A 21144-nucleotide genomic window follows, 5' to 3' on the forward strand; every position below is an offset into this window, starting at 1 on the left:
CGTATTGGTAGCCAGTCAGTCGCTTGAATGATGAGGACTGGCTTGTTGCTCGGGAGTGCGGCTTGCTGGAAACCACACTGGAGCCGTATATGGATACTCCGAGCCGTATTCTGATGCTGGTGGAAGTCGCGGAGCTGGGGAGCTTTTCTGAAGTTGCCAAGCGCCGCGAGATGGACCGATCCGTTGTTTCGAAGCACATTGCTCGGCTGGAGCAGGATCTGGGTGTCAGGCTGATCAATCGTTCCACGCGCTCGCTATCGCTGACCGAGGCCGGACAGACCATGGTCGAGCAGGGGCGAGTATTGCGCGAGTGGATACACGACACGGAAACTCTGGCCGAAAGTCTCGGGCAGGGATTGAGCGGGCGCCTGAAAATCAGTGCTCCGGGGGTATTGGGGCGCTGCATAGGCTTCAATGCCATGCGCAGCTTTCATGCTCAGTACCCGGATGTAGAGTTTGACCTACAGCTTGAGGAGCGGCGCGTTGACTTGATCGCCGAGGGCTATGACCTGGCGTTGAGGGTAGGGGATCTGGAGGATTCCAATCTGATTGCCCAGCCGTTGGCGCTCAACCATCTGTTGATTGGTGCCAGTCCGGAATTCATTGACCGCTGTGGCGAGCCTCGAGACCTCAAGCAGTTGGCATCGCTGCCGGCGCTGACCTGGTCATCGCGTGACCTGCAGGTTGATTTCCTGCGTTATCGGGATGCCAATGGCGTCGCACAGCAACTGCGACTCAACAGTCTGGTACGCACCAGTGAAGTGGAAGTGATTCGTCGTGGCGTGCGCGCGGGCATGGGGATTGGGGTGCTGCCGGCTTTTGCCGTTGGCAACGACGTGCTCGATGGTTCGATCATACCCGTGATGACTGATCTGCCGCTGGAACCCTTTGGCGTCATCAATATGATCTATCCCCACCGTCAGGTACCGCTGCGCACGCGTCTGCTCATGGACATCATGCGCGAGATGGTGGGGTCTCCACCGATGTGGGAGCAGCGCATTCCGGGGTTCGACAGAATGTACGGCAAACACCGTGAAGCGTTTGCCGCAGCGGGCGGACCGGCCTCCGGCAGTGTGCTGGATCCGGTGCCATCAAGCCTGGTCGAAAACCTTGCGTAGATGATCACGATAGGCGGCGCAGTGAGCGTCGATGTCCGGGGCCTTGATCACATCGTTGGCGAGGAAGGTCGGCAGAGGGCTCATGCCCAGAAATTGATGGGCCTTGTGCATCGGGAAATAGACACCATCGACGCCTTGGCCCTCGAAGAAATTGCCGGGTTCATCGAAGGCCTCAAGGGGCGCATTCCATGTCAGTGACAGCATGTAGCTGCGGCCCTGCAGCAGGCCGCCACTGCCGTAGTGGCGTTGCGGATCGTGGCGTGACCGGCCATCGCTGGCATACAGGCGACCATGGCCTGTTGTCAGTACTTCGTCGAGATAGCGCTTGACCGTCCAGGGCGCACCCATCCACCAGCCGGGCATCTGGTGAATGATCACATCGGCCCACAGCCATTTCTCGACTTCGGTTTCCAGGTCATAGCCGTCATCGATACGGGTTTCCCGCACCTGGTGGCCCAGTTCTGCCAGTTCTCCCCGTGCAATGTCATGCAGGGTGTCGTTGTAGCGTCCGTTGGAGTGGGCATAGGCCTTGGCGCCATTCAGCAGCAATATGTTCATTCAGGTTCCTCGAGCATTCGAAAATGTGGCACGCAGTAGTGGCGCCCTGGCTTCAGGCCTGTGGGTCGAGCAGACGCACATCGCGCTCGACAATGACGCCCTCTACCTGACGATGGAATTCCTGCATGTGCGCTGTTTCCAGGTGACGGTGCAACGCGCCTTCGGAGGCCCAGGTTTCGAACACGGTAATGGTGTTCGGACGCGGAAGGACGTCAGCAGTGAGGCCCTGCGCGCTATCCACACAAGGGTGATAGGTAATGCAGCCGGGCTCGTCCTGTACGGTAGGTGTGACCTGTTGCAATGCCTTGAGTACCTGGTCGGTGTGTTCCGGATCAATCTTCAGCGTGGCAACGACGCACAGCATGATTAGGCTCCCTGCGAATGATGGATCATTCGCTAGCTGGCTAATGAATGCGGCGAGTGTGAGGGATGCAGGAGCGGCGAAAAACCCGCCAAAGTGAAAAACACTTTTACGCTGTTGGGGGGTAACTGCTGAGGGTAACTGCTGAAGGTGGCTGCTGCGGCACCGCAATACCCGTGACCGACCGGGGCGGCCGGTCACGGGAGAGAGGGTCAAGCAGTCTGCACGCTGCGATGACGGCGGTGGTGACGAATGGCGAGAACAATCGAGACAGCTGCCAGCACCAACAGAGCCAGCGATATGGGCCGAGTGAGGAACAGCATCCAGTTGTCGTCCGACATCAGCGCCCGGCGCAGGTTGGATTCGGCAATCGGACCAAGGATCACACCGAGTACCAAGGGTGCCAGTGGATAGCTGAGTTTGCTGAGGATGTAGCCGAAAATGCCGACGCCCAACAGTAGGTAGATGTCGGTAATGCGGTTGTTCAGCGCGAAGGCACCGATCACGCAGCACACCAGTACCACCGGCACGATGATCGACTTCGGAATGGCGGTCACGCGCAGGAACAGTCGCATGCTGAATAGACATACCACCAGCACCATTGCGGCGGCCACCAGCATGGCCATGAACATGCCATAGACCAGATCGCCATGATCGAGTATCAATCTTGGCCCCACGCCGATGCCATGCACCATCAGCGAGGCCATCAGTACTGCATCCACGGCACTGCCGGGAATGCCCAGCGCGATCATCGGTATCAGGCCGCCGCCTGAAGTCGCCGAGTTGCCTGATTCAGAAGCAATCACGCCTTCCGGGGTACCGGTACCGAATTTCTCGGGAGTTTTCGACGCGCGTTTGGCCTGATCATAGGCCAGCAGGTTGGCGATGCTGCCACCTGCGCCGGGTACCGCACCGATGAACACCCCGACAAACGATGAACGTACCAGGTTGACCGGGTAGCTGAGAGTCTCACGCATGCCGTCCAGCGGACGAAAGGAGACCTCTGTGGGCAGCAGGGGCTTGTTGTTTGCGACCTGGTCGGCGTCTTCGACTTCCGACAGCAACTGACTGACCGCAAAGATCCCGATCAGCACCACCAGAAAGGGGAAACCATTGGCCAGTAGGTCGCTGTCGAAGGTGAAGCGGGGCACCCCCATCATCGGGTCGGAGCCCACCGTGGCAATCAACAGCCCCAGTAATCCGCTCAACAGGCCCTTGAGCATTGATTTGCCGACCAGGCTGGCGACCACCGTCATGGCGAAGATGATCAGCGAGAAGTATTCCCAGGAGCCTAGTTTGACTGCCACCAGCGCTAGCGGGGGCGCAGCCACCATCAACACGATGGCACTGATCAAGGCGCCGAAGAATGACGCCCAGATGCCCAGTGCCAAGGCGCGTCCCGGTTGTCCTGCGCGAGCCATGGGAAAGGCATCAAAGGTGGTAGCGACCGAGGACGGCGTGCCAGGGATGCCCAGCAGCGCCGCCGAAATCAGGCCGCCGGAATAGCCGCCGACGTAAACCGCCAGCATGGTGGCGACACCTTGCAGCGGTGGCATGGAGAACGTCAGTGGCAGTGTCAGCACGATCGCCATGGTGATGGTAAAACCGGGAATCGCTGACGCGATCACACCGGCCACCACTCCCAACAGCATGGTAGCCATCGTGGAAAGGGTGAATAGCTGGTCCATGCCGGACAGCAGCGCATCCATCATGTTGGCATTCCTCTGTGATGATGGGTTCTGCAATGACTGGTTTTGTCGCTATTGGCCGTGTTGCTGGTGAGTATGTCGCGATTGAGCATGTCAGCCGAGCAGACCCCGCGGCAGGCTGATGACAAAGACCTCGCGGAACAGCAGGTCAATACCGAAGGAGAAACACAGCGCGATGACCAGCGCGATTGCCAGGCTGCGGGGAGTGCGCGCACCGAGCAGCCATTGCCCTGCGAGTACAAAACCCAGTGACGCCAGCGCAAATCCCAACCAGGGCACACAAAGGATGTAGACGGCCAATAGAGCCAGTACACCGAAGGCCAGACGATGGCGCTTGATCCACTCGCTGACCATTCCCGGTTTGCCCGCAGGTAGAGCGCGAAAGCGACGCAGCTCCTTGACCATGATGGCCAGGTTGATGACCACCAGGATGGCCAGTACCAGGCGCGGAAAACTGCCGGAACCCAGCGGTTCCCACATCGAGGAGGGCAGGTTACCCGCCTGCAGGAATAGCGCGGTGAACAGCAGCGCAAGGCAGCCATTCAAGATCAGATGAGCCAGTGGTTCACCGCGGTTCATCTCTCTGCGCTGTGGCGATGGAACGGGCCGCTCCTCCGAGGAGGAGCGGGATGAGGATGGAGCGTTCATCGTGCCAACTTCCCAGCGAGGCGCTCGATGGTGGCATTGGTCTGCTCGAGGTATTCAGCGAAGGCCTCGGGCCCTTCATAGACTACGCTGGCACCAGCATTGTGGACTTCCCTGGCGTACTGTTCGTCGCCACTCATGGCTTCGAAGGCGGCAGCCAGGGTGTCGACCTGTGCCTGAGGAGTCCCCTTGGGGGCAAGAATGCCGCGAACGATATTCAGCTTGAGTTCGGGGTGGCCCAACTCGGCGAAGGTCGGCACATCCGGCGTTTCCTGCTGGCGCTCTTCACTGCCAACCGCGAGGAAGCGCAGATCCCCATTCTTGACGAACTCACCACTGGATGAGATATCGCCGATGGCGGCATCGATATGGCCACCGACCAGCGCGCGAATGCGCTCACCGGTACCCTCGAAACCGACATAGCGGAACTGGAGATCCTCGGCCTCTTCCATCATCGCAGCATGAAGGTGGGGCACTCCGCCGAGGGTAACGCCGAAGCGGATCTCACCCGGGTGTTCGCTGGCGTACTCGACGAATTCCTCATAGGTGGTATAGGGCGCATCGCCCGGCACCGTCAGGTACTGAGGCGATTGAGTGACGGCAGCAACCGGCGTGAAGTCATCCCAGTTCTGCTGAGTCAGACCGGTGTGGTGCGCCACCATCAAGCCCTCGTGCACCTGACCGATGGTGTAGCCATCGGCATCGCGGCGCGCGAGGTCCTTGAGTCCGGTGGTGCCGCTGACACCAGGCATGTTGATGACCGGCAGCGCCTGGCCGAGATGCTCCTCGGCATGGTGCGACACCAGTCGCATCAGGGTGTCGCTACCGCCACCCGGCGACCAGGGGACGATGAATTCCACTGGCTTGTCGGGATAGCTATCATCCTGGGCCAGACTCACCGAGGCCGTGCCCATTGCCAGGCTGGCAGCCAATATCGCGGTGGTCATAGTAAAAGTTCGCTTGCCCATCGGAGGAGTCCTCTTGTTGTTGATATGAGAGATTGTTGATATGAGAGATTGTTGATATGAGCGATTGTTGAAATGAGCGGTTGTTAATATGAGCGGTTGTCGATATGAACTGCTCTTACTCTTACTCTTGCTCTTGCTCTGGTTCTGAATGGAAGCGTGAGCGGCGCCGAATCGATATCGGCGCGACTTGCCCATTCCAGTATCAGCCCAGCAACAGCGCGCCGTAGCCGAGGCCGAAGCACACCACCAGTGCCGGATGAATGCGTGTCTTCAGCAGCAGTGCCGCCGCGACGGCTGCGATGATCAGGGTGTGCAACCAGCCGGAGGCATCAACGCCTTCCTGTAGAAAGCTCCAGGTCAAGCCGGCCATCAACACCATGACCACCGGGCGTACCCACTGACTCATCGACTTGACCTTGATCGAGTCGCGGTAGCGGTACAGGGTGCCCAGCGCTACCAGCATCAACAGGAGCGAAGGGCCGACGGTGGCGAACAGTGCGACGAAGGCGCCGCCGATACCGGCAACGTCATAACCGATATAGCCGGCCATCTTGGTGGCGATGGGGCTGGGCAGAGCGTTGCCGAGGGCCAGGGTTTCGGCGAACTGCTGGTGCGTCATCCAGCCGTAGGTGCCGACTACCTCGTTCTCGACCAATGGAATGATCGCCGGGCCACCGCCGTAACCAACGATGTTGGGGATGAAGAAGGCGAGAAACAGCTCCCAGTAGATCATGGCGCAGACTCCTCATTCTTCTGGAGGTCTGACTTGCGGCGTTGAGGGTCCGGGCGCAGCAGAGCCGCGATCAGAATGCCGCCGATCACCAGCCCCGGGTGTACGCCGAGCACGAGAATCAGCACTCCCGCCACAACGCCCATCGCCAGGGTCGCAATCAAGCCCATTCCGGCGCGGGACTTGGCGAAGAAGTCCCAGGTCAGTTGCGCCATCATCACCATCACCACCGGCACCACACCAAGGCCCATGCCATGCACCCAGCGCTGGTCGCCGAACAGCGCATAGATACCCAGCAGGCCGATCATGGCGATGACCAATGGCACCGTCACCGCGACCACGGCATTGATCGCACCGAAGGCACCGCCAACGCGATAACCAATATAACCAGCCATCTTGGTGGCTATCGGGCCGGGCAGCGTATTACCGATGGCCAGCACGTCAGCGAAGGCTTCGTCATCCATCCATGCGTAGCGTTTGACGACTTCCTGGTGGACCAGCGGGATCATCGAAGGACCGCCGCCGAAGCCGAAGATGCCGATACGGAAGAAGGCCATGAACAAGTGGCCCTGTCCGCGGACAGAATGTGGCGTGTCGGGAGAGGAATCGACCATGGTCACAGCACCGCAATGGCGGCATCGGTGCGTGGCTCAGTGCCGCCACAGTAAATACCGGTGTCGGGGTCGCGCAGGATCACCTGGCCGCGGCCATAGCTGCGGCTGTCATGGGCGACCTGCATATCGTGCCCACGTGCCGACATGGCACGCACCAGCGCCGGGGTGTAACCGTGCTCGATGCCGATGGTGCGTTCGCCCAGCCACTGCCAACGTGGAGCGTCCAGCGCGGACTGCGGGTTGAGCCCGAAATCGACCAGGTTCATCACTACCTGAACATGACCCTGAGGCTGCATGAATCCCCCCATCACACCAAAGGGGCCCAGCGCTTTACCGCCACGGGTCAGGAAGCCGGGAATGATGGTGTGAAAGGTCTTCTTGCCGGGTTGCAGGCAGTTATCGTGGGTCTTGTCGAGGCTGAAATCATGACCACGGTTCTGCAGCGCGATGCCGGTATCCGGGACCACGATCCCCGAGCCGAAGCCGTGATAGTTGCTCTGGATGAACGACACCATGTTGCCGTCTGCATCGGCAGTGGCCAGGTAGACGGTACCACCGGCATTGGGCTTACCCGGTTGCGGGTCGATGGCCTGTTCGCCGATCAGTGAGCGGCGCTGTTCGGTATAGGCATCCGACAACAGTTGTTCGACCGACCAGCTCATATGGTCGGGCTGAGAGATGTGCGCCTTGCCGTCGGTGTAGGCCAGCTTCATGGCCTCGAGCTGGCGGTGCAGCAGTTGCGGATCATCGCGGTGAGAAGGGGGGAAACCATCCAGAATGCGCAATGCCATGAGCGCCACCAGGCCCTGGCCATTGGGCGGGATTTCCCAGACATCGACGTCGCGATAGCGTGCCGAAATCGGCTCGACCCATTCAGGGTGATAGCCCGCCAGGTCTTCCTTGCGCAGCAAGCCGCCGGTGTCGCGCGAGAAGGCATCGATCTGGTCCGCCAGTTCGCCGCGATAGAAGCTTTCCGCTTGAGTGCTGGCAATGCTCTCGAGGGTGCGGGCCTGGGCTTCGCAGCGCCACCAATCACCTGTCTGGGGCGCCTCGCCATCAACGGTAAAGGTCTCGAACCAGGGGCGGGTTGCGGCGCCTTTTTCCAGTTTGCGCTTGAAGTTGGCAGTATCACGCTGCCACAGGCTGGCAATGATCGGAGACACCGGAAAGCCATCGCGCGCCAGGCGAATCGCGGGCTCAAGCAAGCTGGCGAAGTCGAGCTTGCCGAAGCGGCGTGACAGTTCCGCCCAGGCAGAAGGCGTGCCGGGTACCGTGACCGGCGTCCAGCCGTAGAGCGGCATGCTGTCGTGTCCGGCCTCGCGTACGGCCTCTCGAGTCAGCGCCGCCGGCGCTGTGCCACTGGCATTCAGGCCGTGGAGCTGGCCATTGCCCTGCTGATCGCTGGCGATCCACACCAGCGCGAAGGCATCGCCGCCGATACCGCAGCCGGTAGGCTCGACCACCGTCAAGGCTGCCGCTGTGGCGATTGCCGCATCTACCGCATTGCCGCCCTGAGCCAGAATATCGCGACCGACCTGAGCGGCCTGTGGCTGTGATGCCGCCACCATGCCATTGCGCGAATAGGTCGGGCTGCGGCGAGAGGGATAGGGCGTCGCATCGGGATAGCCCTTGGCGTCAGTATCGTTCGGGACCAGCGTAGTCATGGCGGCTCCTGTCATGGCTATTGAAGGTGGTTGTTGAAAATGGCTAGCGAGTCGACTGAGAAGTACTCAGGCGCTGTGTCGCGTGCTGATGACCGAGACCAATACCGGTCAGTACGTAGAACAGCGAGAACAGAATCGTTGCGTAGCAGAGAATCGCGTAGATGAAGAAGTCCGCCGTCGAGACGCCCAGCGTGGCGGCAGTAAAGGCGCCTGTGACACCCCAGGGCACCAGCGGGGAAAGGGTGGTGCCGGTATCTTCCATGATGCGCGACAGATTCTTCGTCGGTGTGCCGCTGTTGGCCACCAATGGGCGCAGCAGCGGCCCCAGCAATGAAAAGGTCACGTAATAGCTGCCAGTCAGCAGGAAGGCCAGACTGTGTAGGCCCATGGATCCGCCGAGCACCTGACGGCGTCCGGCCTGGCGCTTGTTGAGCATGGTGATCGCGGCATCCAGGGTACCGGCACTCTTGAACGGTGTGCCCAGCACGGAGGCGGCGATCAGCACCGCGACGGTCGACATCATGCTTTGTAGGCCGCCACGCGAGAGCATGTCGTCAATCATTTCGATGCCAGTGTTGGCGGCGTAGCCACCATTCATTGCCTGGCCGATCTCGGAGAGGCTGGCGTGTTGCAATAGCAGCGCAATGCAGGCACCACTCGCGATACCGATGGCAAAGGACGGCAGTACCGGCTTCTTCAACAGGATGCAGCCGAATACCACCAGCGGTGGAATCAGGGTGATCAGGTTGGTGTTGAACAGCGTGTGAAGTGTCGAGATGATCTCGGAGGTCTGCTCGGCAGTGCCGATTTCCGCAACACTGATACTGCTGCCCAACCAGGCGTAGACGCCTAACGCGATCAGGTAAGCGGGGAGGGTGGAATACAGCATATGACGAATGTGGCTGACGATATTGACCTCGCACACCGCTGCGGCCATGACGGTGGTGTCCGACAGCGGCGAAAGCTTATCGCCGAAGAAGGTACCGGTGATGATCGCGCCGGCGGCCCAGGCGGGCGGGATATCGAGGCCGATCGCAACTCCCATCAGGGCCACACCAATGGTGCTCAGCGTACCCCAGGACGTGCCAGCCATGATCGACATCATCGAGCATGACAGGCAAGCCACCACCAGAAACAACGCAGGGGTCAGCAGCTCCAGACCGAGGGTTACCATCGCTGGAATGGTGCCAGACAGCATCCACACGCCAACCATCATGCCGACGCAGATCAGAATCAGGATAGGCACCAGCATGGCCTGAATGCCCTTGAGCAGATCGGCTTCCAGGCGTGCCCAGGGAATCCCCCACAACAGGCACAGGCCCATGGCCAGGCTACCGGCAACGATCAGCGACACCGCCGTGGGGATACCCAACAGCATGATGGAGACAAGCAGGGTGCCGATAGCAATGCACAGTAGCATCAGGTGACGAAAGCCGCTGAGTGATGGCGAGACGATAGTCTCAGCGGTAGTGCTGGAGTCGGACATGATCGTTTCTCTAAGCTGGGGTTTTATCGTTGTTGTGGTGCGTTCTGTACTGCTTGATCGCGTGCTTGTTGGTCGTGATGACCTGTGCCAATAATTCGATTGTTGTGTTAAAAATCGCTCTAAGTTGAAATAATCGATTTTTTTCGACTATGCCCTGGCGCTTGGCGAACGTCAATCCAGCACGTAACCTGCATTCTCATTGGCAAGCGCGCAGCGGGCGAAGTGGGCGACGAGGGTGGCCAGGATGACAGGAGTGACAAGAGTGACAGGAGTGGCGAGAGAGATGAGAATGACGGTATGACTACCCCCCATTCGCTGTATTCCAGTCCCGTCACCGGTGCAGCCGGCGAGACGGCCGCAAGCCAGGCCTTCGAGGCCATCAAGCGCGACCTGATTCGCGGCCGTTTCGCGGCGGGCGAGAAGCTCGCCATCAGCGCCTTGAAATCGGAATACCAGATAGGGTTGAGTCCTCTGCGCGAGGCCCTCAATCGTCTCTCGGCCTATGGCCTGTTGGAACAGCATAATCAGCGTGGTTTCCGCGTCCCGCCTCTGTCGGCGCAGGAACTGGAAGACATCGCCGGACTGCGCATTCAACTCGAGTGCATGGCGCTGACCCAAGCCATGCAACAGGGTGATGCCGAATGGGAATCACAACTGCTGGCGGCGCATCATCGCCTGATGCGCGCAGACCAGGCGCCTGCCGAGCTGGAACAATGGGAGCAGGCGCACCTGCGTTTTCATAGCACGTTGCTGGCACCCTGTGGCTCACATTGGCTGTTGCGCTTCATCAGTCAGTTACATGATCAATTCGATCGCTATCGGCGTCTGGCTCCCCCCAACCCGGCGATTCGCGCACAGCTTGACGCCCAACACAGCGAACTGGTGGAGATGGCTCTGGAACGACGTATCCAGGACGCACGCCATCTGCTGGAAAAGCATATCCAGTTGTCATGGCAGGTGGCGAAGGGCGCTACCGAGTCCTGATAGCGGGCTGGCGTCAGTTGAAGGCGCGCCTGTAGAGACTCAGATAACGCTCCTTCGAGGGCAGCAGATGTTCTCGGCAGAGTTGGCGTAACCGGGAGCGGTCCTGGTCGCGGATGGCATCCAGCATCGCTTGATGTTCACGACGCGCCTGGGAAAGGCTTTCCGTATCGGCTATCGCGATAAAGCGAATACCATGGGCGCGTTGCGCAAATTCATTGATGGTCTGGTACAGGTAGGGGTTGCCGGTTGCCGCAAACAGGGTGCGATGGAAGGCAATATTGAGGTGAAACACCTCACGCAGATCGTGCTTGTCGACCGCCGTGCTGTAGGCCTGGTGCACACTTTCCAATTGTTGCAGCCATTCGCTGGGGGCCGGCAGTGGTAGTGCATCGACGCCCGCTAGCTCGAGAATTTCGCGCATCGCGTAGAGGTTCTCGACTTCCTCCGGTGTCCACGCCTTGACGAAGGCGCCACGATTCTTGATGCGTTCAACCAGGCCGATACTTTCGAGTTGAAACAGCGCCTGACGCACCACATGACGTTTGCCGCTGAAGCGCTCGATAAGGTCTTCCTCGACCAGGCGCTCACGAGGGTGCAGCCGGCCCAGGACGATATCTTCCTCAACTGCGGCGACGATATCCTCGACCCCGGAGCTTGCATCCGCTGCTGGTGTGGAGCGGACAGTTGAAGACGGATTTCCCATACTCGCTTCCCCTGCGATGAGTGCTGTTTCGTATATGCGGCGCTTCAGAGCAGGCGATGCTGGTGGTGCATCGCCGTGCTGTCAGTCTACCAGGAATGGCCTCTCATGAGCGAGGCACACGGCAATGTGGCTCAGGACGGCAAGCGCGGAAATCGCAGCCTTCCTCGGCTTGCAGAATCTGCTCCATGAACAGGCGCCGGTAGCCAAGCAGCTTCGCATCCTCCTTGCGTGCCGGCTGTTGCTGGCGCCGGGCTTCAAGGGCCTCGTCCTCGACTTCCAGTTCCAGCACTCGAGCCTCGACATCGAGACGAATCATGTCGCCATTGCGAATCAAGCCCAACGGGCCTCCCTCTGCTGATTCCGGCGAGACATGCAGCACAATGGTGCCTGCCGCAGTACCGCTCATGCGGCCGTCGGAAATCCGCACCATGTCCTTCACTCCCTGGGCGGCGAGCTTCTTCGGGATCGGAATATAGCCGGCTTCCGGCATGCCCGGTGCGCCACGCGGGCCGATATTCTGCAGCACCAGTACGTCATCGGCGTGTACATCGAGGTCCGGATCATCGATGCGCTGAGCAAGATCCTCCAATGAGGTAAACACGACCGCACGGCCTAGATGACGCATCAACTCGGGGCTGGCGGCGGACTGTTTGATGATCGCACCGGATGGTGCGAGATTGCCGCGCAGCACCGCGATACCGCCACGCGCGTAGATGGGGTTGTTGAAGGGACGTACCACAGGTTGATCGATCAGTTGGGTAGCGGCATCGATATTCTCCCCCAGTGTGCGGCCATTGATGGTCATGGCGTCGAGGTGCAGCAACGGCTTGAGCTCGCGTAGCAGGGTGGGCAGGCCGCCAGCACGATGCAGGTCCTCCATGTAGTGTTCGCCGGAGGGTTTCAGGTCGACCAGCACTGGAGTCTCGTGACTCATGCGATCGAAGGCGTCGAGGTCGATATCGATACCCAGACGTCCGGCAATCGCGGTCAGATGGATCAGGCCATTGGTCGAGCCGCCCAGTGCCAGTAGTACGCGCAGGGCATTCTCGAAGGCGGCGGGGGTCAGGATCTGATCCGGCGTGATGCCGTCTCTTGCCATGGCGACAGCCAGACTCCCGGAATCTTCGGCCACGCGTAGCCGGTCAGCATATACCGCGGGAGCGGTGGCACTGCCCGGCAGCATGATGCCCAGCGTCTCGGCGATGCAGGCCATGGTACTGGCGGTACCCATCACCGAGCAGGTGCCCACGGTGGGTACCAACTTGTCATTGACCTCGGCGATTTCGTTGTCGTCGATATCCTGTCCGCGATACATGGCCCAGTAACGACGGCAGTCGGTACAGGCACCGACACGGGTACCGCGATGTGAGCCGGTCAACATCGGGCCTGTCACTACCTGCACGGTAGGAATTCCGGCGCTGGCCGCGGCCATCAATTGGGCGGGTACGGTCTTGTCACAGCCGCCGATCAATACCACCGCATCCATCGGCTGAGCGCGAATCATCTCCTCGGTGTCCAGCGCCATCAGGTTGCGCAGGTACATGCTGGTGGGGTGGGCGAAAGACTCATGCAGCGTGATGGTCGGGAAGTCCACGGGCAAACCGCCGGCCAGCATGACACCGCGTTTGATGCTCTCCACCAACCCTGGAACGTTGCCGTGACAGGCGTTGTAGCCGCTGTAGGTGTTGGCAATACCGATTACCGGGCGTGATAGCGCGTCATCGGTGTAGCCCATGCCCTTGATGAAGGCCTTGCGCAGAAACAGGGAGAAGTCTGCATCGCCATAGTTGGTCAAGCGGTTCGACATGCCGCGGGGCGCGCTGCCTTTATTGTCGTTGCGCTGATCATGGTCATCGGTCATCGCGACTTCCTCATTGTTGTTGATGCTTGTTGTTGATGCTTGTGGCTGGAGCTTTTCATTGAATGCTAGGCGCGGATATTATTGTTGGCAAGATTATTGACAATTTTATTGGCGATCTACTAGCTTGAATCTGGCAAGTGCGAACCACTGCCCACAACGCGTGTTGTGGCGCGGCACAATGACAACAGCACTGGAGGTACTTTCGCATGACCAAGCTCGCGAAGAACAAGCTCCCCATGAACAAGCTCCCCATGAACAAGCGTGGAGCACGCGTCGCCATTCTCATGCCTGGCCTACTGGCAGCGGGTCTGTTGAGCGCAGGTCTGGCGCAGGCCGAGTACTCAGCTGGAGACGAAATACAGGTCCTTCAAGGATTCAAGGCAGGGGGTGGGAGTGATGCTCTGGCCCAACTGACACAGCCATTCCTCAGCGAGGAGCTGGGTGTCGACTTCGTCAATCAGTATCTGCCTGGCGCCACGGGAGCCATCGCCTGGACGCGACTGGCCAAACAGTCTCAGGCCGATGGAACGGTGATCAGCATCACCAATACCCCGATGCTGATGACCAACTACATCATGAATGACTCCATCACCTACTCGGTTGACGAGCTGACACCGATCGCCAATGTGGTGACGGATCCCGGCATCATCGTGGTCCCTGCCGAGAGCCCCTACCAGACCGTGGAAGACTTCCTCGCCGCTGCCGAAGAGAGTCCCGGTGCCATCACCGTGGGCAATTCCGGTGTCGGTGGCGATGATTTCTTCTCCACCATTCTGATCGAGCAGGCCACCGGCCTGACTTTCCAGAAAGTGCCGTTCCAGGGCGACGGGCCTTCAGCGACGGCGGCCATGGGCGGTCAGATTGATGCCAGCTTCAACAACCTCGGTAATGTCTATGGCCACATCGAAGCAGGCAGCCTGCGTGCTCTGGCAGTGTTCTCGGCGGAGCGCCTGGAGATGCTGCCCGATGTTCCGACCATGAAGGAGAAGGGCGTTGACGTCGTCGCGGGGTCATCGCGTGGTTACAGCGCTCCTGCAGATATTCCGGAGGAAGCTCGTGAGCAGCTGATCGCCGCATTTGAATCACTGAAGGACAACGATGAGTTCAAGCAGACCGCGCAAGACCGGGCGCTCAACCTCGATATCCAGACGGGCGATGACTACACCCAGATGATCAAGGACATGGAAGCGCAGTACGAGAAGATCTGGGAGGAGGTAAAGGATCAGGTCAACGAATGAATACCAATGGTCTCGCGTAGCCTGGAAGGGGCACAGCAATGAACATCAGTCGTCTGACGCTGGCACTGTTCAGCATCGTGGTTGCCGGGGTGTTCTATATCGATGCGCTGGGCTACCCATCCCGCGCCGCAAGTATGCCTCTGATCTATTCGGTAGCAGTCGCGTTGCTTGGCTTTGCGATGCTGGCTCAGGAAGTGATTGGAGCACGGCGACAGGGGATGTCGCCGGTCACGTCGGGTGACGCTGATACACCCGATGACACCGCCTCCAGTGCCGCCGGGCAGCGCTGGAAGGCGATGCTGGTTCTCGTACTGGCAGCGGTCTACGTCTACAGCATCATGTGGTTGGGCTATGTGCTGGCCACAGTACTGTTCATGTTGGTGGCACTTGCCATCGTTCGTCATGTCAGCCTGCGTTTTCGCATGATTGGCATTGCGGTGCTGGTGGCAATGGTGTGCGTGGTGTTCATCGGCTTTCTCGGGTTGCCGGTGCCGTTACTGCCTGCTGTTCCCGGCGTATTCTGATATCTCCTGATACCGCGGTATGCCATGACGAGGTCGGCAGGCGGCGGTAGATGGAGAGGAGTCTCGAGTAATGGATAATTCTCTGATCATGACCGGACTGGTCAATGTTCTGAGCTTCACCAATGTTGCGCTGGTGGTTGGTGGCACCCTGTTGGGGCTGTTCGTTGGTGCCATGCCGGGTTTGTCGGCAACCATGGCGCTGGCGTTGTTGCTGCCACTGACCTTTTCGATGGATCCGGCCAGCGGCTTGAGCATGCTGGCGTCGCTGTATGTCGGCGCATCCTATGGCGGCTCGATTGCAGCCATTCTGCTGCGTACTCCGGGGACTCCCTCCGCCGCGGCAACGGTACTGGATGGCTTTCCGCTGTCACAACAGGGCAAGGCGGGGCAGGCGCTGGGTGTCTCACTGTTTGCATCGTTCTTTGGCGGGCTGCTCAGTGGGCTGGCGTTGCTGACAGCCGCCCCGCTATTGGGTGTGATGGTACTCAAGTTCGGCCCGGTAGAGTTGTTCGCCATCGCCGTGCTGGGGATCACCATCATCGGCTCGTTGTCGCAGGGTTCGGTAATCAGCGGCCTGCTATCCGGTGCACTGGGGTTGCTGCTGAGCACGGTAGGCATGGATCTGATTACCGGTACGCCACGCATGGCCTTCGGCAACATCAATCTGTTCTCCGGTATCGAGTTTACCGTGGCCCTGATCGGGCTGTTCTCGATTCCTCAGGCACTGCTGTTGATCGAGAAGGCGCATGGTTCCCAAAAGGTCGCCAGCCGCATTACCGATCGACTGATTCCGCGTATCTCAGAACTGCGCCGACTGATGCCCAATATCCTGCGCTCCAGTGGTATCGGCATTGTCACCGGCCTGATTCCAGGCACCGGCGGCGATACGGCCAGCTGGTTCGCCTATAACGAAGCCAAGCGCTTCTCCCGCGACAAGAGCCGTTTCGGCAAGGGAGAGCTTGCCGGCGTGGCCGCCCCCGAAGCCGCCAATAATGCGGTGGTTGGTGGTGCGCTGATTCCGACCATTGCGTTGGGGATTCCCGGCAGCTCCTCGACCGCCATTCTGCTCGGTGCGCTGATGGTGCAGGGCATTCTGCCCGGCCCGAATCTGCTGACTGACTACGGTGATGTCACCTACACCCTGATCTGGGCGGTGATCATGGCCAACATCGGTCTGCTGGTTGTCGGTCTGATGTTCACTCGTATGTGTGTCGCCGTGACCAGGGTGCCGGACAGCTTCGTGGCCTGCGCGATCATCACCCTCTGCGTTATCGGCTCCTTCGCCATCAACAACAGTTTGTTCGATGTCGGACTGATGCTCGGCTTCGGTCTGTTCGGCTATTGGATGCAGAAGGCGGGCGTGTCGCCCGCGCCGATGGTGATCGGCTTGATTCTGGGGCCGGTGATGGAGACCAGCTTCCAGCAATCGATGCTGATCGGCCAGGGACGCATGGGTATCTTCCTCGATAGCCCGATTGCCGTGGTGTTGTTGAGTATCGCTGCGCTGTCGATTCTGCAAGCCACTCCGCTGTTTGGCTGGTTGCGTACGGCGATCCGTGGTCGACATCAAGCTCAATAGCCATCACATCAAACCCAAGAGCCATCACATCAAACCCAAGAGCCATCACATCAAACTCAATAACCGCCTCAGTGAGGACTCCCCATGACAACCATAAAAGCCGTGCGTGCTCGAACCGTCAGCGTGCCGCTGGATCATCCGACCAGTTTCTCCAATCGCCAGGTGTTCAAGCGCGACTACGCGCTGGTGGAGGTTGAAGGTGAGGACGGCCACAAGGGCATTGGTTTCTGCTATGGCGGCAACAATGCCGGTTCGCTGGTGACGCATGCGGTACGCGAGCTGTTTGCACCGTTGCTGGTCGGAGCTGATTGCCACGCCACCGAGGCGTTGTGGCAGTCAATGTATCAGGAAGCCTTGCTGCATGGTCGCTGTGGGGCGGTGATGCGTGCGATCAGCATCATCGACACCGCCTTGTGGGACAGGAATGCACGAGCGGCGAATCTGCCGCTGTACAAGTATCTCGGCGCCAGTGACCTTGAGTCGGTTCCGGCCTACGCCAGTGGCGGCTATTACCTCGACGGCAAGACCCCGGATCATCTGGCGCAGGAAATGCTCAACCATGTCGAGCAGGGTTTTACCGCCGTCAAGATGAAGGTCGGGCGTGGAGATCTCGCTAGCGAGGAGGCTCGCCTCGCTGCGGTGAGGGAAGCCATTGGTCCGGACGTCCAATTGATGATGGATGCCAACAACGCCTGGCAGGACCTGCCCAGCGCGCTGGCATTCATGCGCATGGCCGAGCCCTATTCGCCGTTCTGGATCGAGGAACCGTTCAGTCCGGACGATATCGACAATCATCGACGTCTTGCCGAGCGCACGCCGATTCCGGTGGCAACCGGTGAGATCGAAGCGGGGCGCTGGCGCTTCCGTGAACTGCTCGACAAGGAAGCGGCGATGATTCTTCAGACCGACGCCGCAGTCTGTGGTGGCATCACCGAGTTCCGCCGCATCGCCGCCACGGCAGCCAGTTTCGGTGTCGAAGTCTACCCGCACTGGTTCCACGACTTGCATACCCACCTCGTGGCGTCGGCCCCCAATGTGCGCATGGTCGAATTCTTTGCCGATGATCAGGTGCTCAATTTCCGCCGCCTGGTCGATACCCAGCTCGAATGTCGCGATGGTCGCCTGTTGTTGCCGAAGAGGCCGGGGCTTGGCTTCGACTTCGACGCCGAGACCGTGGATCGCTATGCCAGTGATGCCTGGCAATAGGCCGCGTAACCACTGTTAAAGGGGGACATCATGTCTCAAGTAACAGGCAAGGTCTGGGCGCCGGTGATTACGCCCTTCGATAGTAATCTGGAACCACTGGTGTCACGGCTGGTGGCCCATGGTCACTGGCTGGTGTCGCATGGCGTCGGCCTGGCGGTGTTCGGCACCAACTCCGAAGCCAACTCGATGAGCGTCGCCGAAAAGCAGCGACTGTTGAGTGCGCTGGTGGAGGGTGGCATTGATGGTGACCGGCTGATGCCTGGCACAGGGCATTGTGCGATTCCCGATACCGTCACGTTGTCGCGCCACGCGCTCGATTGCGGTTGTGCGGGGGTGTTGATGCTACCGCCGTTCTATTACAAGGGCGTCAGCGATGAAGGCATCTTCCGCTATTACGCCGAAGTGATCGAGCGGATCGGTGATGATCGCTTGCGCCTGTATCTCTATCACATTCCTCAGGTAGCGCAGGTTCCTCTGTCGTTGTCGCTGATTGCACGCCTGCGTGCGGCCTTTCCGAACATCATCGCCGGAATCAAGGACAGCGGTGGTGACTGGGCCCATACCCAGGCGCTGATTGAGCGCTTCTCTGACGACGACTTTGCAGTCTACGCCGGTAGCGAACGCTTTCTGCTCGATACGCTGAGAGCGGGAGGCGCGGGCTGTATCAGCGCCACGGCCAACGTCAATCCACAGGCAATCGTCGCGCTGGCCGCCAGTTGGCAGGCCGATGATGCCGACGATCAGCAGCAGCGGTTGAACGCGGTTCGAGACTGTTTCGAAGGCTATCCGGTCATTCCGGCGATGAAGGTGGCCACGGCGCACTTCTCCGGGCAGCAAACATGGCGCTCGGTACGTCCACCGCTGATCGATCTTGATGATGACAAGAGCCAACAGTTGATCAAGCAGCTTGAGGCGCTGAGCTTTGTCATGCCGGGAATGGAGAGCAGCCATGCCTAGCCAGCAATACATGGGAGAGCGACGTATCGTTGCGCTACGTCGCCTCGACGAAGCGCAGCTCGAGAGACTGCGGCAGGTGGCTGTCGTTGATGCCTTTGATGACTTGACCGATGACAATCGCGGCGCCTTCATGGCGTCATTGTCCCGAGCTCACGGACTGGTCGGCGGTAAACTCGAACTCGATGAGGCAATGCTGGAACAGGCACCGTTGCTGGAAGCCGTCTCAACCATCTCGGTCGGCTACGACCATCTGCCATTGGCGGCGATGAATGAGCGCGGCATCCTGTTGTGCAATACGCCGGATGTGTTGACCGAGACCACCGCAGATACCGCGTTTGCCTTGATCATGGCGACCCAGCGTCGGCTGGTGGAGCTATCGGTGATGGTGCGCGAAGGGCGTTGGCAGGCACATATTGATCGGCCCCATTTCGGTACAGATGTGTATGGCAAGACGCTTGGCATTGTCGGTGCTGGAAGGATCGGTGCAGCCATCGCCAGGCGTGGCGCGTTGGGCTTCAATATGCCGATTCTTTATACCGCCAACTCGCCGAAGCCCGAGCTCGAGACGGAACTTGGAGCACAGTATTGTGACCTGGAGGAGTTGCTGGGGCGTGCGGATATCGTCTGCCTGGTGGTGCCGTGGAATGCCGATACCCACCATTTGATTGATGCCGAGGCGTTGGCGAGAATGCAGCCGCATGCAGCATTGATCAATGTGGCGCGTGGCAAGGTTGTCGATGAACCTGCGCTGATCGATGCCCTTGAGCGCGGAGTGATTCGTGCCGCCGGGCTCGATGTGTTCACCGAGGAACCCGTGTCGGCGTACTCACCATTGGTGACGATGGATAACGTTGTGGTATTACCGCATATTGGCTCAGCCACCCATGAGACTCGCGATGCCATGGCGCAACGCGCCGTGGACAATATCATTGGTGCACTGGCGGGTGATGGGCCGGTCAGTGCAGTCAATGAGTCGCAATGGCGACGATGTCATCGATCAATTGAAGGCAGTACAGAGGATAATGCATGACCGCAAGGCTGGAACGGATTCTGAACCTGGACGATTTCGAGCACGCTGCTCGTCGACACCTGCCACGGCCATTGATGGGCTATGTGTCGAGTGTCGCGGAAGATGGGATGACTGCCCGCGCCAGCCGCGACGCATTCGAGGATTATCAGTTCCTGCCACGAGCATTGGTCAACGTCTCGACGATAGATACCCGCACAGAACTGTTTGGGCGCCGCTATGCCTTGCCGTTCGGCATTGCCCCGATGGGCATCAGCGCGCTGAGCGCCTGGCGTGGAGACCAGGTGCTGGCGCAATCGGCGGCGAGTGCCGAGATTCCGATGATCGTCAGTGGCTCCTCGCTGATTGCGATGGAAGAGTTGGCGGGCGAGAACGGAACGGACTGGTTTCAGGCCTACCTGCCGGGCACACACGAGGATATCGAAGCGCTGCTGGCGAGGGTCGAGCGCGCCGGTTTCCGTAATCTGGTGATCACCGTGGATTTCGCCGTGCCACCCAACCCCGAAACCCATCGTCGTCACGGTTTCTCCAGCCCGTTGCGTCCCAGCCCGCGTCTGGCGTGGGATGGCCTGGTGCGCCCACGCTGGTTGTTCGGCACCTTTCTGCGCACCCTGATCCAACACGGCATGCCGCACTTCGAGAACAATGCGGCAACTCGTGGTGTGGCGGTGATGGCGCGTAACGTCAACCGTGACTTTTCCGGACGCCGCCACCTCGACTGGTCAACGCTGGCCCATGTGCGCAAGCACTGGCCGGGCAAGCTGGTGGTCAAGGGCATTCTGCATCCCGATGACGCGCGCAAGGCCGTGGCAACGGGGGCCGATGGTTTGATTGTTTCCAATCATGGGGGGCGCCAGTTGGACTCCACCGTGGCCCCGCTGCGCATGCTGCCCGAGGTATTGCAGGCGGTCGATGGCAGTGTGCCGGTGATGATCGATGGTGGCTTCCGGCGCGGCAGTCATGTGCTCAAGGCGTTGGCCCTGGGTGCCGACTTCGTGTTCCTCGGCCGGCCCTTCAACTATGCGGCCAGTGTTGGCGGGCATCAGGGCGTGGCCCGCGCGATTCATCTGCTGGCGGAGGAGCTGGAGCGTGATATGGCATTGCTCGGTGTCACCGACCTCGCTGAGTTGGGCATGCAGCAACTACGCCCGGCAAGGGCAGGGGATTGATGGCTAGGCTATGGCAAGATAAATGCTGAAACAGTGGAAATGG

20 protein-coding genes are annotated in these 21144 nt (G+C 59.9%); 9 read left to right on the top strand and 11 right to left on the bottom strand.

Annotated elements, in window-relative coordinates; all coding sequences use genetic code 11:
• The first annotated feature begins 89 nt into the window (after positions 1 to 89).
• Positions 90 to 1118, top strand: coding sequence for a LysR family transcriptional regulator (locus AR456_RS06600; RefSeq protein ID WP_021820579.1), 1029 nt, complete (start codon positions 90 to 92; stop codon positions 1116 to 1118).
• Here the strand turns inward: AR456_RS06600 and AR456_RS06605 are convergent.
• The 9 genes from AR456_RS06605 to AR456_RS06645 form a co-directional block, all read right to left on the bottom strand.
• On the bottom strand, positions 1092 to 1676 hold the full coding sequence (locus AR456_RS06605) for an NAD(P)H-dependent oxidoreductase (protein WP_021820580.1): 585 nt from the start codon (positions 1674 to 1676) through the stop codon (positions 1092 to 1094). The two genes, AR456_RS06600 and AR456_RS06605, sit on opposite strands and share 27 nt — an antisense overlap.
• Before the next feature lie 52 nt (positions 1677 to 1728).
• Positions 1729 to 2040 (bottom strand): putative quinol monooxygenase, encoded by a 312-nt coding sequence (locus AR456_RS06610; RefSeq protein WP_021820581.1) that lies wholly within the window; start codon positions 2038 to 2040, stop codon positions 1729 to 1731.
• A gap of 209 nt (positions 2041 to 2249) precedes the next feature.
• Positions 2250 to 3749 (bottom strand): tripartite tricarboxylate transporter permease, encoded by a 1500-nt coding sequence (locus tag AR456_RS06615; protein ID WP_021820582.1) that lies wholly within the window; start codon positions 3747 to 3749, stop codon positions 2250 to 2252.
• A gap of 90 nt (positions 3750 to 3839) precedes the next feature.
• Positions 3840 to 4394 (bottom strand): tripartite tricarboxylate transporter TctB family protein, encoded by a 555-nt coding sequence (locus AR456_RS06620; protein ID WP_081694711.1) that lies wholly within the window; start codon positions 4392 to 4394, stop codon positions 3840 to 3842.
• Positions 4391 to 5359 (bottom strand): Bug family tripartite tricarboxylate transporter substrate binding protein, encoded by a 969-nt coding sequence (locus AR456_RS06625; RefSeq protein WP_021820584.1) that lies wholly within the window; start codon positions 5357 to 5359, stop codon positions 4391 to 4393. Before AR456_RS06625 ends, AR456_RS06620 begins: the two co-directional genes overlap by 4 nt.
• A gap of 202 nt (positions 5360 to 5561) precedes the next feature.
• Positions 5562 to 6092, bottom strand: a complete 531-nt coding sequence (locus AR456_RS06630; protein WP_021820585.1) for a chromate transporter — start codon at positions 6090 to 6092, stop codon at positions 5562 to 5564.
• Positions 6089 to 6703 (bottom strand): chromate transporter, encoded by a 615-nt coding sequence (locus AR456_RS06635; RefSeq protein WP_021820586.1) that lies wholly within the window; start codon positions 6701 to 6703, stop codon positions 6089 to 6091. The genes AR456_RS06630 and AR456_RS06635 overlap by 4 nt, the downstream gene beginning before the upstream one ends.
• A 2-nt stretch (positions 6704 to 6705) precedes the next feature.
• Positions 6706 to 8367 (bottom strand): gamma-glutamyltransferase family protein, encoded by a 1662-nt coding sequence (locus AR456_RS06640; RefSeq protein ID WP_021820587.1) that lies wholly within the window; start codon positions 8365 to 8367, stop codon positions 6706 to 6708.
• Between the two features lie 43 nt (positions 8368 to 8410).
• The gene (locus AR456_RS06645; RefSeq protein WP_021820588.1) at positions 8411 to 9853 is read right to left on the bottom strand and encodes a Na+/H+ antiporter NhaC family protein; all 1443 of its coding nucleotides are present in this window, start codon (positions 9851 to 9853) and stop codon (positions 8411 to 8413) included.
• Between the two features lie 297 nt (positions 9854 to 10150).
• Between AR456_RS06645 and AR456_RS06650 the strand changes: the two genes are divergently transcribed.
• A complete protein-coding gene (locus tag AR456_RS06650; RefSeq protein ID WP_021820591.1) occupies positions 10151 to 10837 on the top strand; it encodes a GntR family transcriptional regulator in 687 nt (228 codons plus the stop codon).
• A 13-nt stretch (positions 10838 to 10850) separates the two neighbouring features.
• Here the strand turns inward: AR456_RS06650 and AR456_RS06655 are convergent, their stop codons facing one another.
• Both AR456_RS06655 and AR456_RS06660 read right to left on the bottom strand, forming a co-directional pair.
• A complete protein-coding gene (locus tag AR456_RS06655; RefSeq protein ID WP_021820592.1) occupies positions 10851 to 11540 on the bottom strand; it encodes a GntR family transcriptional regulator in 690 nt (229 codons plus the stop codon).
• Between the two features lie 103 nt (positions 11541 to 11643).
• Positions 11644 to 13401: an IlvD/Edd family dehydratase gene (locus tag AR456_RS06660; protein ID WP_021820593.1), complete on the bottom strand. Its 1758-nt coding sequence runs from the start codon at positions 13399 to 13401 to the stop codon at positions 11644 to 11646.
• Positions 13402 to 13607: 206 nt separating this feature from the next.
• On the opposite strand from AR456_RS06660, the gene AR456_RS06665 reads away from it, so the two are divergent.
• The 7 genes from AR456_RS06665 to AR456_RS06695 all read left to right on the top strand — a co-directional run bounded on the left by AR456_RS06665 (position 13608) and on the right by AR456_RS06695 (position 21101).
• A complete protein-coding gene (locus AR456_RS06665; RefSeq protein WP_021820594.1) occupies positions 13608 to 14639 on the top strand; it encodes a Bug family tripartite tricarboxylate transporter substrate binding protein in 1032 nt (343 codons plus the stop codon).
• A 38-nt stretch (positions 14640 to 14677) separates the two neighbouring features.
• Positions 14678 to 15163, top strand: a complete 486-nt coding sequence (locus AR456_RS06670) for a tripartite tricarboxylate transporter TctB family protein (RefSeq protein WP_021820595.1) — start codon at positions 14678 to 14680, stop codon at positions 15161 to 15163.
• Positions 15164 to 15233: 70 nt separating this feature from the next.
• The gene (locus AR456_RS06675) at positions 15234 to 16742 is read left to right on the top strand and encodes a tripartite tricarboxylate transporter permease (RefSeq protein ID WP_021820596.1); all 1509 of its coding nucleotides are present in this window, start codon (positions 15234 to 15236) and stop codon (positions 16740 to 16742) included.
• Positions 16743 to 16826: 84 nt separating this feature from the next.
• The gene (locus AR456_RS06680) at positions 16827 to 17948 is read left to right on the top strand and encodes a mandelate racemase/muconate lactonizing enzyme family protein (RefSeq protein WP_021820597.1); all 1122 of its coding nucleotides are present in this window, start codon (positions 16827 to 16829) and stop codon (positions 17946 to 17948) included.
• Positions 17949 to 17978: 30 nt separating this feature from the next.
• A complete protein-coding gene (locus tag AR456_RS06685) occupies positions 17979 to 18905 on the top strand; it encodes a dihydrodipicolinate synthase family protein (protein ID WP_021820598.1) in 927 nt (308 codons plus the stop codon).
• Complete coding sequence (locus tag AR456_RS06690) at positions 18898 to 19935, top strand: 2-hydroxyacid dehydrogenase (RefSeq protein WP_021820599.1); 1038 nt, start codon at positions 18898 to 18900, stop codon at positions 19933 to 19935. The genes AR456_RS06685 and AR456_RS06690 overlap by 8 nt, the downstream gene beginning before the upstream one ends.
• A complete protein-coding gene (locus AR456_RS06695) occupies positions 19932 to 21101 on the top strand; it encodes an alpha-hydroxy acid oxidase (RefSeq protein ID WP_021820600.1) in 1170 nt (389 codons plus the stop codon). The genes AR456_RS06690 and AR456_RS06695 overlap by 4 nt, the downstream gene beginning before the upstream one ends.
• The last annotated feature ends 43 nt before the right edge of the window (positions 21102 to 21144 follow it).

Source organism: Halomonas huangheensis (genome assembly GCF_001431725.1).
Classification (GTDB): Bacteria; Pseudomonadota; Gammaproteobacteria; order Pseudomonadales; family Halomonadaceae; genus Halomonas; species Halomonas huangheensis.